The sequence below is a fragment of the Paraburkholderia sp. EB58 genome (assembly GCF_050436665.1).
GTDB lineage: Bacteria > Pseudomonadota > Gammaproteobacteria > Burkholderiales > Burkholderiaceae > Paraburkholderia.
Genome location: NZ_JBNDMQ010000001.1, coordinates 121,184 through 137,182 on the forward strand (window position 1 = coordinate 121,184; position 15,999 = coordinate 137,182).

Annotated in this window: 15 protein-coding genes; all 15 read right to left on the bottom strand. The window is 62.7% G+C overall.

Annotated features, from left to right (window positions below):
- Positions 1–48 precede the first annotated feature (48 nt).
- Positions 49–762 (bottom strand): GntR family transcriptional regulator, encoded by a 714-nt coding sequence (locus P3T40_RS00560; protein WP_429265733.1) that lies wholly within the window; start codon positions 760–762, stop codon positions 49–51.
- A 17-nt stretch (positions 763–779) separates the two neighbouring features.
- Positions 780–1,871, bottom strand: a complete 1,092-nt coding sequence (locus P3T40_RS00565) for an ABC transporter ATP-binding protein (protein ID WP_429265734.1) — start codon at positions 1,869–1,871, stop codon at positions 780–782.
- Positions 1,872–1,887: 16 nt separating this feature from the next.
- Entirely contained in the window at positions 1,888–2,682 is a 795-nt protein-coding gene (locus tag P3T40_RS00570; RefSeq protein ID WP_429265735.1) for an ABC transporter permease, read from the bottom strand.
- Position 2,683: 1 nt separating this feature from the next.
- Positions 2,684–3,559 carry an ABC transporter permease gene (locus tag P3T40_RS00575; RefSeq protein WP_429265736.1) on the bottom strand — a complete coding sequence of 292 codons (876 nt, stop codon included), beginning with the start codon at positions 3,557–3,559 and terminating at the stop codon, positions 2,684–2,686.
- Positions 3,560–3,609: 50 nt separating this feature from the next.
- Positions 3,610–4,641, bottom strand: a complete 1,032-nt coding sequence (locus tag P3T40_RS00580; protein WP_429265737.1) for an ABC transporter substrate-binding protein — start codon at positions 4,639–4,641, stop codon at positions 3,610–3,612.
- 65 nt (positions 4,642–4,706) lie between these two features.
- Entirely contained in the window at positions 4,707–5,021 is a 315-nt protein-coding gene (locus tag P3T40_RS00585) for an NIPSNAP family protein (RefSeq protein ID WP_429265738.1), read from the bottom strand.
- 58 nt (positions 5,022–5,079) lie between these two features.
- Positions 5,080–6,552: an aldehyde dehydrogenase gene (locus P3T40_RS00590; protein WP_429265739.1), complete on the bottom strand. Its 1,473-nt coding sequence runs from the start codon at positions 6,550–6,552 to the stop codon at positions 5,080–5,082.
- Positions 6,553–6,618: 66 nt separating this feature from the next.
- Complete coding sequence (locus P3T40_RS00595; protein ID WP_429265740.1) at positions 6,619–7,662, bottom strand: LLM class flavin-dependent oxidoreductase; 1,044 nt, start codon at positions 7,660–7,662, stop codon at positions 6,619–6,621.
- A 79-nt stretch (positions 7,663–7,741) separates the two neighbouring features.
- Positions 7,742–8,698 carry a flavin reductase gene (locus tag P3T40_RS00600; protein WP_429265741.1) on the bottom strand — a complete coding sequence of 319 codons (957 nt, stop codon included), beginning with the start codon at positions 8,696–8,698 and terminating at the stop codon, positions 7,742–7,744.
- Positions 8,691–9,569, bottom strand: coding sequence for an alpha/beta fold hydrolase (locus P3T40_RS00605; protein WP_429265742.1), 879 nt, complete (start codon positions 9,567–9,569; stop codon positions 8,691–8,693). The genes P3T40_RS00600 and P3T40_RS00605 overlap by 8 nt, the downstream gene beginning before the upstream one ends.
- Positions 9,559–10,146: an amino acid synthesis family protein gene (locus tag P3T40_RS00610; protein WP_429265743.1), complete on the bottom strand. Its 588-nt coding sequence runs from the start codon at positions 10,144–10,146 to the stop codon at positions 9,559–9,561. Before P3T40_RS00610 ends, P3T40_RS00605 begins: the two co-directional genes overlap by 11 nt.
- A 283-nt stretch (positions 10,147–10,429) precedes the next feature.
- Positions 10,430–11,116, bottom strand: coding sequence for a GntR family transcriptional regulator (locus P3T40_RS00615; protein ID WP_429265744.1), 687 nt, complete (start codon positions 11,114–11,116; stop codon positions 10,430–10,432).
- A 179-nt stretch (positions 11,117–11,295) separates the two neighbouring features.
- Positions 11,296–13,119: a bifunctional protein-serine/threonine kinase/phosphatase gene (locus tag P3T40_RS00620; protein ID WP_429265745.1), complete on the bottom strand. Its 1,824-nt coding sequence runs from the start codon at positions 13,117–13,119 to the stop codon at positions 11,296–11,298.
- The gene (locus tag P3T40_RS00625) at positions 13,120–14,556 is read right to left on the bottom strand and encodes an APC family permease (protein ID WP_429265746.1); all 1,437 of its coding nucleotides are present in this window, start codon (positions 14,554–14,556) and stop codon (positions 13,120–13,122) included. It lies immediately after the preceding gene.
- Positions 14,557–14,636: 80 nt separating this feature from the next.
- Entirely contained in the window at positions 14,637–15,998 is a 1,362-nt protein-coding gene (locus tag P3T40_RS00630; RefSeq protein ID WP_429265747.1) for an FMN-binding glutamate synthase family protein, read from the bottom strand.
- Position 15,999: the final 1 nt, after the last annotated feature.

The window sequence follows — 15,999 nt, forward strand, 5'->3', positions numbered from 1 at the left end:
CGTTGAGAGGCATCGATCTACCGGGATCTGCGCGATCTACGCCGGCGCCTAACGCAAGCGCGACGACGCCGACGACGTCTCCCCAAACGTCTGCTGCAACAGTTGCGCCGCAATATCCGCGACCCGGGCCACATGAGCTGTGGCAGCATCGCGCGCTCGCTGCGCGTCGCGCGCACGGATCGCATCGAGAATCCGGTTCATCTCTTGCACGGCCTGCCGACCGCGGTCATCGGAGGCGATCGTCATCGCGCGCAAACGGTTTATCCGCGCATTGAGCGTCTGCACGATTTCCCACGACACTTTCTTGCCGCCGCCATGGAACATCGCCTCATAAAACGTTGCCGTTAGCTCCCGTACCGTCTGATGCGCGTGAGCTTCGAAAGCCTGTTGGATTCGTGCGATGCACTCGGCCAGCAGCGCAATCAGCGCTTCATCCGCACGCTGCGCGCAAGCCATCGCCGCATCGCCTTCCAGCAGCGCGCGAATCTCGTAGATTTCGGCGGCGGTATCGCCATCCATCCTGGCGACGATCGGCCCTTGATTCGGGATCGAATCGACCAGTCCCTCCGTCTCCAGATGCCGCAAAACTTCGCGCACGACGGTCCGGCTAACCCCCAGTTCCTCACACAGCGAACGCTCGACCAGCCGTTCGCCCGGACGAAAGTGCGCCTCCAGAATCGCCGTACGCATTTTCTCAAGCGCGAGTTCGCGCAACGTCGTCGTGCGGCGTTCGACTTTCAGCGAAGGCAGAGCGTCACTCATGGTGTGCATTGCCGTCCTTACGCCTGAGCGAACAGCCGCACATCACGCGCGTCCCAATCGACGAGCGCCTGCGTGCCGATCGACAAGCCGCTGTCATGGCGATTTCCCGCCGGCGCGCGAATCGAAATCTCCTGCTGCCAGGGTGTCGCGACGGCGTAATGCATCGCGTCGCCGAGATACGTGATATCGCGCACGGTGACGGGCAAGCCCGCCGCACTGCTTGCGTTGCGCAGCGCCTGAATGCGCATCTGTTCCGGACGGATCATCAACGTCCCTTCATCGCCTGCCGTGAGCACCGGATTGAAGGTGCCCGAGCTCACCGTATGACCGTTCGGAAACACGCCGTTCATCCGGCCGTCGTTGTTCGCTGTCACACGCACCGGCAGGAAATTCGAATTGCCGATAAAGCTCGCGACGAAACGTGACGCCGGATTCCCATACAACTCCTCGCCGGTGCCGACCTGCTCGATGCGTCCCTTGTTGAACACGGCGATGCGATCAGAGAGCCGCAACGCCTCTTCCTGATCGTGGGTCACGTAGAGAATGGTGACGCCCGTCTCCTGATGAATACGCCGCAATTCGAGCTGGATTTCCTCACGCAGCTTCTTGTCGAGTGCGGAGAGCGGCTCGTCCATCAGCAAGACGGGCGGATCATAGGCGAGCGCGCGTGCAATCGCGACGCGCTGCTGCTGTCCACCCGACAATTGCGCGGGCATCCGGTCGCGGCACTCGGACAGATGCACGAGCGTTAGCATCTGTTCAACCTTGGCCTTCACTTCCGCATCGGGACGGCGGCGCACGCGCAACGGAAAGGCGATGTTTTCGCCCACCGTCAGATGCGGAAACAGCGTGTAGCGCTGGAACACCATGCCAATGTGGCGCTTGTTCGGCGCGACGGAGAGCAGTGGCTTGCCGTCGAGCAACACGCGCCCTTCGCTCGGCTCCTGAAAGCCCGCCACGATATAGAGCGTCGTACTCTTGCCCGATCCCGACGGCCCGAGAAAGGTCATGAACTCGCCCTTGCGGACATCGAGCGACACCTGATCGATAGCGACGACGTCATCGTAGGTCTTACGCAGGCGCTGGATTTGCAGGAATGCGGCAGTCATGGCTCATTCACCTCGGTTATCGTGCGCGGCGCAGTATGGCGCCCGCCAACATCAATAGGGTTGTCAATCCGACCAGCAGCGAAGACGCCGCCGCGACGACAGGCGTCAGGTCCTGCTGAAGCGTTGCCCAGATCCGTACTGGCAGCGTCTGCAAGGTCGGGCTCGACATGAAGATCGACACCACCACTTCGTCCCACGACGCGAGGAACGAGAAGATCGCGGCGGCGTACAGGCCGAGCCGGATCGCGGGGAGCGTGACGCGCAGCTTCACTTCCAGCGGCGACGCGCCACAGATCAGCGCCGCGTCTTCGAGCGCCGTGTCGAAGCTCGACAGCGAGTTGCTGATCGAAATGATGGAGAACGGCAGCGCGATGATCAGATGGCCGATCACGAAGCCCGTCATCGTGCCGTTCAGGCCGATGCGCAGAAAGAATGCATACAGCGCGACGGCCAGCACGACGACGGGCAGCACCATCGGCGTGAGGAAGAACGCTTGGGCGGCGTTGCGTCCGCGAAACTTGCCGCGCACGAGCGCTAGCGAAGCGAGAAAGCCGATCAGCACCGACAGCGCGGTGACGATGACCGCGAGCTTCGCGCTCGTCAGCAGCGAGTCGATCCAGCCCGCGTCCGTGAAAAGCTGGCGATACCACTCCAGCGTCCAACCCGGCGGCGGAAAGATCAGCCACTGCGAATTACCAAACGACAGCGCGACAATGAACACGATCGGCAGCAGCAGAAAGAGCGCGACGGCAGCGCCGACGGCAAGCAACATATAGCGCAGCGCGCCCAGACGATCGAAATCGAGCAGCATGTTATTTCTCCTGCCTGGCCACGCTCGTGAAGCGCAGTTGCAGCGTATAGAGCCCCAGCGTCACGGCGAGCAGCACGAAGGCGGCCGCACCGGCGAGGCCCCAGTTCAGCAGTTGCTGCACGAGCTGCGCGATCAGTTCCGCGAGCATCATGTAAGACGCGCCGCCCAGCAGCGCGGGCGTGACGAAATAGCCGAGCGCCATCACGAACACCATCAACGCCCCCGAGGCGATACCCGGCATCGCGAGCGGCACCAGCACGCGCCAGAACGCCTGCCAGCGGCTCGCGCCGCAGATGGCAGCGGCACGCAAGGTCGATGGATCAATGCTGCGCAGCGTCGCGTGCAGCGGCATCACCAGAAATGGCAACATGATGTACGTCATGCCGATGGTCACGCCGATCAGGTTGTTGACAAGCGTCAGCGGCTCGCTGATCACACCGAGCGCCATCAGCACACGGTTGATCGGCCCGGTCTGTTGCAGCAGCACCATCCATGCAAACGTGCGCGCCAGCAGGTTGGTCCACATCGACAGCAGCAGGATCGCGAACAGCACCGAGCTCAGCTTGCGCGGCGCGATGGCGAGCAGCCATGCGGTCGGGAAGCCGATCGCGAGCGTTACCACCGTCACGACCGTCGCAACCAGAAACGTATTGCCGAATACGCGCAGATAGGTCGTCGAGCCGAGCAGTTGTGCGTAGTTGCTCAGCCCCGGCGTGGGTTCGAGCACGCTGCGCAACAGCAGCGACAGTACGGGCAGCAGAAAGAAGATCATCAGCAGCAACAGCGCGGGCACCAGCAGGCGGATGCTGCGCCAGTCGCGCCGCCGGCGCGTGGCCGTCGCGGGCGGATGTGCGACGGTACTCAGAACATTAGGCATGGTGTCTCCCAACCACTCCGATTGCTATGCGACGCTCGCGTTCAGCGCATTCATTTCGACTGCCACGCGTACCAGCGCTTGGCGATCGCATCGCGATTCTCGGCCCAGTACTTCATGTCGAGATTGATCTGCGAGTTCTTGTACTGATCGGGCAACGTCTTTGCGATAGCGGGTGACATCAGCGCGGCCGACTTCACATTGATCGGCGCATAGCCGGTATCCGTTGCGAACTTCGCCTGCGCCTGCGGACTCGTTGCGGCGGCGAGGTACTTCATTGCTTCGTCCCTGTGCTTTGCGCCTTTCGGAATCACCAGCATGTCGGCGGCCGTCAGGTTCTGGCTCCACGAAATACCGACCGGCACGCCGGTCTGTTCGAGCGCATGCAGGCGGCCATTCCAGAACATGCCGATGGGCGCCTCGCCCGACGCGAGCAGTTGCTGCGATTGCGCGCCACCGCTCCACCAGACGATATCGCTCTTGATGGTGTCGAGCTTCTTGAACGCGCGGTCGAGGTCGAGCGGATAGAGCTTGTTGGGCGGCACGCCATCGGCGAGCAGCGCGATTTCAAGCACGCCCGGCGCCGACCATTTATACATCGCACGCTTGCCGGGGAATTTCTTCGTATCGAACAGATCGGCCCATGTGGTCGGCTGCGCGCCCGTGTACTTCGCCTTGTTGTACCCGAGCACGAACGAGTAGTAGAAGCTGCCCACTGCGTCCGGTGTCGTGAAGCGCGGATCCAGTTCGTCTTTCTTGACAACGGAATAGTCGATCGGCTCGATCAGTCCTGCCTGCTGCGCCGCGTACGCGAAATCGCCTTCGACATCGACCACATCCCAGTCCACGTTGCCGCTGTCGACCATCGCCTTGAGCTTGCCGTAGTCGGTCGGGCCGTCCATCAGCACGTTGACACCGGTTGCCTGCGTGAATGGCTGGGCCCAGTTCTTCTGTTGCGACGACTGCGTGGTGCCGCCCCAGCTCGTGAAAACAATCGGGTCCGCGGCCAGTGCGGGGGCCGCCACGAGCGTCGCCGCGCACAACGCGATCAGCGGCGCGATTGAGAAGGTGGTTCTGCTGCTCATGTCTTTCTCCAATGATTTCGGTTGTATCGTGGCAACGTGTACGGCGGCCAGTTGTGCGCTTTATCTCAGGCAAGCGGTGAAAAACGTGCTGGCTTCATGATCTTGTTTTCCATCTCTTCCATCAGCGCCTGGATCTTCGGCGCGAAGGCTCGCCATGCGGGGTCTTCAGCGAGCGCGGCACGGCGGCGTTCGCGTTCGTCGAGACTCGGATAGGCCCAGATATGCACGATCTGATTCAGCGGCCCGATCTCCGAAACGAAGTAGCCGACCAGTTGACCCAGATACCGCTTCTGCAACTCGATGCCCTCTTCCTCCACGAGTTTCAGATAAGCGGGCACGGCGCCCGTCTTGATGCGGTAGGTGCGGATTTCGTAGAACATGCTGGCTTGTCTCCTTGCGTAAGTGGCGGTGCGTCGATGGCGTCAGCGCGTCGGTGCATCAGCGCATCACGAACGGATCGGCGATCGGTTCGTCCGACGTGCGGATCCACACCGACTTCGTGCGCGTGTATTCGAGCACCGCTTCCAGACCGCCTTCGCGACCGAGACCGGACAGCCCATAGCCGCCGAACGGTACGATCGGCGACACTGCGCGATATGTGTTGACCCACACGATGCCCGCGCGCAGCGCGCGTGTGAGCCGGTGCGCCCGCGTCAGGTCGCGCGTGAACACGCCTGATGCGAGGCCATAACGCGTGTCGTTGGCGAGCGCGATGGCGTCGGCTTCGGTATCGAACGTGACGACGCTAAGCACGGGCCCGAACAGCTCTTCCACCACGCTCGGCACTTTTGCGTCCGCGCAATCGACGATTGTCGGCAAAAAGTAGTTACCCTGACCAACGCCATCCGGTTGCCTGCCACCGGTGACAATGCGTCCGCCCGCTTCGACGCTCGCGCGCAGCACCTTCTCGATGTGTTCCAGTTGCCGGCGGGTGGCGAGCGGTCCCATATCGGTGGTCATGTCCTGCGGGTTGCCGATGCGAATCGCCTTCGCTTTCGTAACGAGCCGCTCGATCAGCGCATCGTGGACCCCGCGCTGCACGACGAGGCGCGAGCCCGCCACACAGCTTTGTCCCGTCGCTGCGAAAATGCCCGCGATGAGCGCGTTGCAGGCGCTGTCGAGATCGGCATCGTCGAACACCAGCACGGGCGACTTGCCGCCGAGTTCCAGCGACGTCGCTGCGAGGTTCTCCGCTGAATTACGCACCACATGACGTGCCGTTTCCGGGCCGCCCGTGAACGCGATTCGCGACACAAGCGGATGGCTCGTCAACGTTCGCCCGCAATCGTTGCCGAAGCCCGTCAGGATGTTCACGACGCCTTTCGGAAAACCGGCTTCGTGTACGAGCCGCGCGAATTCGAGCAACGGCGCAGGACCGTCTTCCGAAGCCTTGAGCACGATCGTGCAACCCGCGGCAAGCGCAGGCCCCACCTTCACCGCCGACAGGAACAGTTGCGAATTCCACGGCACGACGCCCGCGACCACTCCGACCGGCTCGCGCCGCAGCGTGACTTCCATATCGGGTTTGTCCACGGGCAGCCACGCGCCCTGGATCTTGTCCGCGGCGCCTGCGTAATAGCGGTAGTACTCGGCCACATAGCCGATCTGGCTGCGCGTCTCGCGTATGATCTTGCCAGTGTCCTGCGTCTCGAGTTCGGCGAGACGCGGCGCGTGTTGCGCGACGAGATCGGCCAGCTTGTACAGCAGCTTGCCGCGCGCGCTTGCCGTGAGATTCGCCCATGCTGGATCGTTCAACGCGCGGTGCGCCGCGCGCACCGCACGGTCGACGTCGTCGGCGCTGGCGGCCGGCATGCTCGCCCACACGTCGCCCGTCGATGGATCGACGCTGTCGAAATGCTCGCTCGCATCTTCGAAGGCACCGTCGATGTATTGCTGAAACCGCTGGACCATGTCAGCCACTCCGGAGAGTTAACAGCGTTAAAGACAGAGTTAAAGGCAGGGTTAAAGGCGATCGTGTCAGCGCGCGTCGAACGCGGGCATGACCTCGGAAATGAACAACTCCAGCGACTTACGCTTACGCTCGAAGCTCATATGGCTGTCGAGCCAGAAGCTGTACTGGTCGTAGCCGAGTTCCTCATAGCCTTTGAGGCGTGAGATCACCTGCTTCGGCTCGCCGATCACAAGGTTCTTGCGAATCGCTTCGGGCGAGTACTGCGGGAACATCTCGACGTCGGCATCCGTCAGCGGCTCGATGAAGCCTTGCTCGACCGGCCGCTCGTTCTTGAACCATTTGCTGAAGTAGCGATAGAAACGCGCGAGGTCTTCCACCGCCGCGTCCACTTCGGCGGGATTCGCACCGACGAACGTGTGCATCAGCATCATCACCTGCGGACGCGGCACCTCGGGATGCGCGGCACAGGCGCTGTTGAAGCGCTCCATCAGATTCACGACCTCGGCGTCACCCTGGGCGAGCGATGTCACTTGCACATTGCAGCCGTTCGCGACGGCAAACGCATGCGAGTTCGGATCCCGTGCGGCGAGCCACATCGGCGGATTCGGTTGCTGGATGGGACGCGGCACGGGCGTCGTCGACGGCCACGACCAGAACTCGCCCTGATGCGCGTAATCGCCCTTGAAGAGCTTGCGCAACGCCGGCACGAGTTCTCGCATGCGCGCACCCGCGCCCATTGCGTCGAGGCCGGGCAAGAGGCGCTCGTATTCGAACGAATAGGCGCCGCGTGCGATGCCCAGATCGAGCCGCCCGTTGCTCGCGACATCGACCATGCCCGCCTCGCCAGCCAGCGCAATTGGATGCCAGAACGGCGCGATCACCGTGCCGGTGCCCAGACGAATGCGTTCCGTCTTCGCCGCCAGATACGACAGGTTGACGAAAGGGTTCGGTGCGATCGTGAATTCCATGGCGTGATGCTCGCCGATCCACGCTGTTTCGAAACCGCCGCGCTCGGCGATCTGCACCAACTCGGTCATCTGGTCGAACAGTTCGCGATGCGACGTCGTGTTGTCGTAACGCTCCATATGCAGGAACAACGAGAACTTCATGATGATGTCTCTCCCTTGGCAACTGCGGGCTGCGCGTCGTGCGCAGCGGGATTCGTCGGTGGATTGCTCCGTGGTGTCCTCAATGCGCGAGCGCAAGCGTCTGCACCTTGCCGGCTTCCGTGTCGCCGACATAGATGCCAAACGCGTCTTCGCTACGTTCGCGCACATAGCGCTCAAGCATCGAGCGCACCGCGTCGTCGCGCAGTTCGTTCCACGGAATCTGCGCCAACGGGACGATGCGAATCGCGCTGTCCATCCACGCCGCGCCGCTGTCGATCACGCGGCCGCGATAGTAGATTTGTACACTCGAAGACTGCCCGCCGCCCGATTCGAATACGGCAAAAATGAAGTCGAGATGCACTTCGAGGCCGAGTTTCGCCAGCACGCCGCGCAGGCTCGACGCGTCCGTCGCGGGTTCGAGCTTGATGCCCGTGGGCAATTGCAAGCCCGTGGGCGTGTCGAGCAGCACGAGTCCATCGCGATGTTCGAGAATCGCGCCCACTTGCGCACGCGATCCGGCGGCAGCCAGCGCATCCTGGGACAAGCTGAAGTTCACGTACGCGCCCCGGCAATAGCCGAGCGGCGACGAGCTGGTATGAAGAAAGTCGACCACACGCCCGATCAGAATGATGTGATCGCCTGCATCGACTACGTCATGCGTCGTGCAGTCGAAGGTCGCGGCCGCGCCGTCCATCACGGGCGCCCCCGTTGCACGCGTCTGCCAGGCGACCTGGGCGAACTTGTCGGCCGCTTTCGATGCGAACACGCCAGACACGGACTTCTGATCTTCGGCAAGCACGCTCACGGCGAAGTGGCGTGTCTGCGAAAACACCGCATAGCTCGACGCGGTCTTCGCGATGCACACGAGAATCAGCGGCGGATCGAGCGACACCGACGTGAACGAGTTGGCCGTGAAGCCGCGCGGCGAGCCGTCCGGCTGAATCGTCGTAACGATTGTCACGCCGGTCACGAATGCGCCGAGCGCGCGGCGAAATTCGACGATGTCGAAGGCCTGTTCGGTGGTCGGCTCAGTCATGGCATTCTCCGTTGATCGATACATGCGGCGCTTCTTCTGCCGACGCTTCGTCGAGAAACGCGAGCAGCCGTTCGTTTACGCGCTCGGGATCGGTGACGTTCATCATGTGCCGCTCGTTCGCAATGATCGCCGCCCGGCCGAACGGCGTGGCCGCCGCCATCGCGCGCGACATCGCCGGGCTCGAGTTCGGATCGCACTCGCCCGTGAGGAACAAAGCGGGCACGGCAAGGCTGGCAAGACGGCCGACGTGCGCGTCGTCCGAGCAGGCGAACAGCTGGTAGGTCCGTGCATAACCAATGGGATCGACCGACAGCAGCAGCCCGCGCACGGCTTGCGCTGCCTGCGTCAGATGGCCCGGGACCGGATCGCCAAACCAACGTGACAGGGTGGCGTCGACGCCCATATCCAGGGGCGGATTGCCGAGCGTCGCGGCGCGCGTCATGACGGCTTCGCGCTGTGCCGGCGTGCGTTCGTACACGGCGTTTAGCGCGACGACGCTCAGCGTGCGTTGCGGATGGGTCAGCGCGAATTCGAGCGCCACGAGCGCGCCCATCGAGTGTCCGACCACATGCGCGCGTTCGACACCCATTGCGTCGAGCAGCACTTTCAGTTGCGACGCGTATTCGTCGAGCGTCGGCGCGGCGGTCGGCAACGCGCTATCGCCGTGACCGAGCATGTCATATGCGACGACCCGGTAGCTCGCCGTCAACGGTTCGATCTGCGGCGACCAGATGGTCTGGTTCATGCCCACACCGTGAATCAGTACGACCGTGGCGCGCACCTCGTCCGACTGCGGCGTGTAGACGCTGTAGCTCGTGCCCGCGGCCTCGCCACGCGACACGACAGGTCCGGACGCGAGCTCATGCTTCATTTGATTCGAGCTCCTTCAGATCCTGATAGCGATCGCCGATGCGGTGATGCGGACGGCCACCAATCGATGCCCCCAGCGCAATCACCAGCTCATCGGGAGCAGGCGCGTCGAGGATCGAAAACTGCACGGTCAGATAGTGCGAGCGCATGCCTTCGTCGTGCTTGTGCATCAGTGGAATCGAGATCGGGCAGTTCGGGCCGCCACGCACATTCGTGAAGCTCAGATAGCTTTTCGCGCCGACCGCCTTGCGATAGTAGTTGCCGAAACGCAGCGTGTGGATCAGCGCCGAAGCGTGTTCGATCTCGCCCGACGTGCCGACGATTGCCGCTTTTCCGTAGCCTTCGACTGCATCGCCAGAACCGGCTACGCGCAGCACTTCGGCGGTCAGCATTTCGCCCAGTTGCGGCGCGAGCGCATGAATCTCCGGCTTCAGGTCTTCGACGAAGCCGCGCCCGGCCCACGGATTACGCAGCACGGCCGCCGCGGCAAACAGCTTCAGCGGCTTCGCCGCTTCTTTGCCGCCTTCGATGAAAGTCTCTTCGACGTAAGTGACCAGCTTGCGCACTTCCAGCTTCATATCGTTCTCCTGACGAGGGGCCGAGGCCGTGAATGTCGTTCGTTGAGATTATGGTATTCCATGTTATGGTCCGCAACAAGGTGATATATATTATGGAATACCATGATATGGCGCAGACCGACTCAGGCACGATTTCAGCGTGCGCGGTGCCATTAGTGCGTCATTTGTGCGGCGCAGCACCTGACGGCGGAATTTGTCAGAGGAGAGCGAAGAGCCTGGCAAGCAGGCAAAAAAAAAGCCGCCGGGATACCGGCGGCCTTCATGGGAACAGGAGGAATGCAGCTTAGGCGTTGCCGTTGGTCTCGCTTTGCTGCGCGAGCGCGCCGAGCGCCAGTTCGGAGGTGCGCTTGATGTGTGCGGCCGATGCCACCGACGCCGCATCGCCGTCACGTCGTTCGATTGCGTCGAGCAACGTGTTCATCTCGCGATTGGAATCGCCGCCACGCCCCGGCATGGCAATGGTCAGCGCGCGCAGCCGGTTGATGCGGGCATTCAGCGTTTTGACGACGGCCAGAGAGACATGCTTTTGGGCGCCCTCGAACATCGCTTCGTAAAAGCGCTCCGTATATTCGAGCACACGCGGCAGGTCCTGTTTCTCGAACGCCTCTTCGATGACCGCGCGGATCTCGCGCAACTGCCCGACGAGTTCGGGTGTTGACTGCTCGGCGCACGCGCGCGCGGCATTGGCCTCAAGCAGACCACGCAATTCATAGATTTCGCCGACCTGTTCGGGATCGAGCCGCGCGACGATCGGGCCTTGCCGCGCGACGATCTCGACGAGCCCTTCCGTCTCAAGATGTCGCAGCACTTCACGCACGACTGTACGGCTTACCCCGAGTTCGTCGCACAGCGTGCGTTCGACGAGCCGCGCGCCAGGCCGGAAGTACCCCTGCACGATTGCGCCGCGGAGCTTGTCCAGAGTGAGTTCCCGTAGCGTCTTGGCGTTGCGGTCAATTCTGAGGTCTGACATGGGCGGCGAAAGGAGAAATGGATATTGGCATTCCCGTGCGCCTGACAGGTCGGGGCTCGCGGGTTCTGGAATGCCATATTATCGTTCATCTTGCCTTTGTACCCACGGGGCTCAGTTTGCCGAGGCGCGCGGGTCATGCCGAACGCCACACCTCTGCACTGCCGCGCGATCCGCCCCGCTCAATGCCGCATCAAGGACCACAACAGCAGCGCCAGCAACACCACCACGATCACCTGCCAGAACAACACCGGATCGCTCTCGAGCAGGGGCTTGCGCCGAATTGGCGCCAGCGCGTCCCGACCGCTCGAAAAACGTTCGAGATCAGCGCAGACTTCGAGCACGTCCTGATACCTGCGCGCCGGATCGGGCTGTAGCGCTTTCTCGAGCACCAGGTCGAGCCATTGCGGCGCGTCGAGCCGGTACTGATAAAGCGGCACGCGGCCGTTAAAGCCGTAGGGCAGCTTGCCGCCACTGAACAGCCGGTACAGCGTCACGCCATACGCGAACACCTCGGAGCGCGCATCGCCCTGCGCGCCCTTCATCAACTCAGGCGCCATATAAGCGGGCGAGCCAGGAGCGGTGTCGGGGCCCGGCAACTGCATGCCCGGCATATAACCGAAACCGAGATCGAGCAGGCGCGTGCTATCATCCCGCATCACCAGCACGTTCTCGGGTTTGATATCCCGATGGAAGATATTGCGGCGATTTAGCGCGGCGATTGAACGGCCCAGCTGCTGTGCGATCCCAAGCGCACGCGTCAGCGCCATGGGTTGAGGCGCCTCCAGCAGTTTTTCGAGCGTGATGCCTGCGCCGAGCGGCATCACCACATAGAGCCGGGTTTGCCGGTCGGCATCGACCGGCAGCGGCGCGAGCACGCCATCGTCGTCGATCTTGCCTGCCAGCCAGCGCTCGCGCACGATCGACTGGCGCACGTTCTCGTCCTGCCCGACACGCGGCTTGGGAAACTTGAGCGCCAGCGGCGTGTTCGGATCGGCCAGATCGTAGCCGGCGAAAATCCTCGAATAGAAGCCATCGCTCAACACGCTCGTGAGCAGATATCCATCGACCACCTCGCCGGCGTCGGGCACGGCCGGAATCGGCAAGGCGCCCAGCACCCGCTCAAGGTAACCGACATCGAGCAAAGGCAGCGCCCCCACATCCAGCACCGCGCTCGTCACGTCGTCATGCGAGCCTCGCGTCACCGCCAGTGCGCCAAGCCGTCGTGCCGTGTCGAGCGCACCGCTGCGCGCCGCCAGCACCGTCTGCAACTCGCGCATCGGCACGCGGCGATAGAGCCCGTCGGAGCACATCAGCAGTCGGTCGCCTTCGCGCAGCTCAAGGGTTTCGACGCGCGTCACCAGCGTTGGTAGCATGCCGACCGCATGCACCACATAAGAACCGAAGGCGACCGGCACCACGTCATCGTCGCCAAGCTGGGTCAATTGGCCATCACGCAGCAGATAGAGGCGTACATCGCCGGCCGCCACCAGATACGCGGTAGCGCGACGCACGATCAGCGCCGCAAAGGACGCAGCCATCTGCTTCAGTTCGGGATCGACGCGGCCGATCTGATGCAGCCAGCCGTGTACGGCCTCAAGCGCGCGCGCAGCGGCCACGCCGGGCTGCAAAGTGTCGGGGAGCCCGTAGTAGGCATCGATAAAGGTCCGCACCGAGAGTTCGGCCGCCACCCGCCCGCCCTTGCTGCCGCTCACGCCATCGGCCAGAGCGATCACGCTGCCACGCGCAACGCGCGCGGCGAGATCGCCGAGCATCACACCGACGTAGTCCTCGTTGATGTGATGCTGCCCGCGTCCGCGGGCAGGGCAAGAGAAACAACCGATCTCAATCGCGGCGCACTCGCCCCGCTCCGGCCGCAACTGCAGGTCGATTTCCTGGCCGCCCATTCCGCGGCGGCTAGCGGGCCCTCCCTCTGGATCGTCTGGCATCGCGTCCGGGTTCGAGTTCGGTGCGGGCAAACTATCCAGGGGGAAGGGTTCATTCATTTACTTTTTGCCATGGGTCATCACGTCGCTTGTTTCCAGATCGTGCTCGATCTTCTCGAGCACCTGCGGCGAGCGCTTCTTGAGCATCATCAGCCAGATTGCGCCAACCAGCATATACGCAACGAAAAGATACGGGAGGATGTTATACGGATAATCGGGCACCGGATACACGCTGCCGATCACCGCGCCGACCATCGCCAGTGCGCCGAGAACGCCCCACAGCACGTTGATCGATTTGAGCTCGCCCTGCTTCTTCAGATAAACCGGCGCCGCGATTGCGACCAGGAAATATACGACCAGGAAGCCAAAGGTCGCAAACGTACTCGTATAACCGAAGGTGTTGAGCGGCCCCGTGCCGAGCATCGCAATGCACACCACGAAGGTCACGATCGAGGAAAACGCAACGGCCAGGTACGGTGTCTGGTGCGTGCGGTGCACCATGCCCATCGAGCGGTGCACGAACTGATAGCGGCCCATCGAATACAGCAGACGGCTCGCCGAGTTGATGCACGCAAGCACGCACGAGAACGCGCTGACCGAGGCGATCAGATAAAACACCGGGCCGAGCGGTGAAGCGCCGACACTCGTGAGCAACGTGCTGAGCACGGCCGAATCGCCGCCGAGCTTGGCCGCGTCGTCGTGGTAGGCGATCGTCATCGAATAGGCCACAAACATGAAGAAGAGGCCCGACAGAATCACGCACCACACCACCGCACGCGGAATGACGCGCAGTGGGTTCCGGGTTTCCTGGCCGAGCGAGGCCGCACTCTCGAAGCCCACGTACGAGAAGATACCGAGCACCATGCCCTGTGCCATGCCCTTACCGCTTACGCCCTGCAGCCCCAGTTGCGTATGGTCGATGATATGGTCCGGGTGCAGTGCGAGTACATAAATCAGCACACCGCCCACAATCACCACCGAAGCAGCTTCGATCGCCAGCGAAAGGCGCGAGGAGAGCTTCACGTCACGTGCCGAGAAAAACCAGGCGAGGCCAATAAAGATTGTGTAGATCGCCCACGACGGAATGGCGATGTTCCAGGCCGAAAAAGCATTCTGCACGAACACCACGCCTGCGGCACCAACCCCCATCGCAGTACCCACGTAAGCCGCAATCAGGCCCCAGCCGGCAATGCCACCGGCCATCGGCCCAAGCGCGCGCGAGATATAGATAAAGAACGAACCCGCCGACGCGATCCGGCTCGAGAGCGCGATGATGCTCATGCTCACCAACAGCAGCCCCAGCGTCGAAAGACCATAAATCAACCATGTCCCCGCGCCGGCCAGCGCCGCGATTGCGGTCACGTTGATCGACGGCGTGAAGGTCGGAGAAAGGTTCGCGATGGATTGGCCAATGACCTCGGGAAAACCCAAAGTACCAGCACGTAGACCGCTGGATGATACCGGCGCTGCTTGCGTAGTGCTTTGCGGAGTGCTCATGTAGGGCTCCTGATAGATGGGTGAATCAAGGTTGAATGCGCTCAACTTTTCCACAGTCAAAAAAATCGAAACAACTTAATTCATTTGGTCCATCCCGGAATCCACGATGTACCCGCGAGCGGAATGCGCGCCATCGCCGCGGCTTCCACGGTCAGAGCGACGAGATCCTCAGGCTCCAGGTGATGCACGTTCTGCTTGCCGCACGCACGCACGATCGTCGTCAGTTCCATGTTTAGCGTCTTCAGGTAGTTGCGCACCCGGCGCGACCCTTCCTCCGGCTGGACACGCTGTTCAAGCACCGCATCCTGCGTGGTCACGCCGACCGGGCACTTGCCCGTGTGGCAGTGATGGCAGAAACCCGGCGACGTGTTCAACGCCGCGTAATCCGCCGCTGCCGAATGCAGCGCGCCGTTCTGAAAGTACGTGTCGCTGTTGCAGCCGAGCGCCATCAGCATGCCCTGCCCGATCGCCACCGCGTCCGCGCCGAGCGCGAGTGCCTTCGCCACGTCAGCACCGGTGCGGATGCCGCCCGATACGATCAGTTGTACCTGGCCTTTCATATTCAGATCTTCGAGCGCGTCCACTGCCTGACGAACCGCGGCCAGCGTGGGAATGCCGACGTTCTCGATGAAGCAGGTCTGCGTCGCCGCCGTGCCGCCCTGCATCCCGTCGATCACGACCACGTCCGCGCCCGCATGCACCGCGAGCTTGACGTCGTTGAACGTGCGGGTTGCACCGACCTTCACGTAGATCGGCTTTTCCCAATCGGTGATTTCGCGCAGTTCCTGAATCTTGATCGTCAGATCGTCCGGGCCGGTCCAGTCCGGATGACGGCTCGCCGAACGCTGATCGACGCCGGCCGGCAACGTGCGCATGGAAGCGACGCGCGGATTCACCTTTTGCCCGAGCAGCATGCCGCCGCCGCCCGGTTTCGCGCCCTGACCGATCACGATTTCAATCGCGTCGGCACGGCGCACGTCGTCCGGGTTGAAGCCATAACGCGACGGCAGGCACTGATAGACCAGTGTCTTCGACGAGCGGCGTTCCTCCTGCGTCATGCCGCCGTCGCCGGTGGTGGTCGAGGTGCCCATGGCCGTGGCGGCCTGGCCGAGTGCTTCTTTCACGTTCGCGGACAGCGCGCCGAAGCTCATGCCGGCGATCGTGATCGGAATGTCGAGCACCACCGGTTTTTTGGCAAAGCGCGTGCCGAGCACCGTCTGCGTCGAGCATTTCTCGCGATACCCTTCGAGCGGATAGCGCGAAAGGGAGGCACCGAGAAACAGCAGATCGTCGAAATGCGGCACGCGGCGTTTCGCGCCCAGACCGCGAATTTCATAGAGGCCGCGCTGCGCGGCGGCATGGATATAGTCGATCGTCTTGCGGTCATAGCCTTGCGACTCTTCCTGCTGCAAGCGGGCGAAGTGAACGGGTTTGGCTTCCATG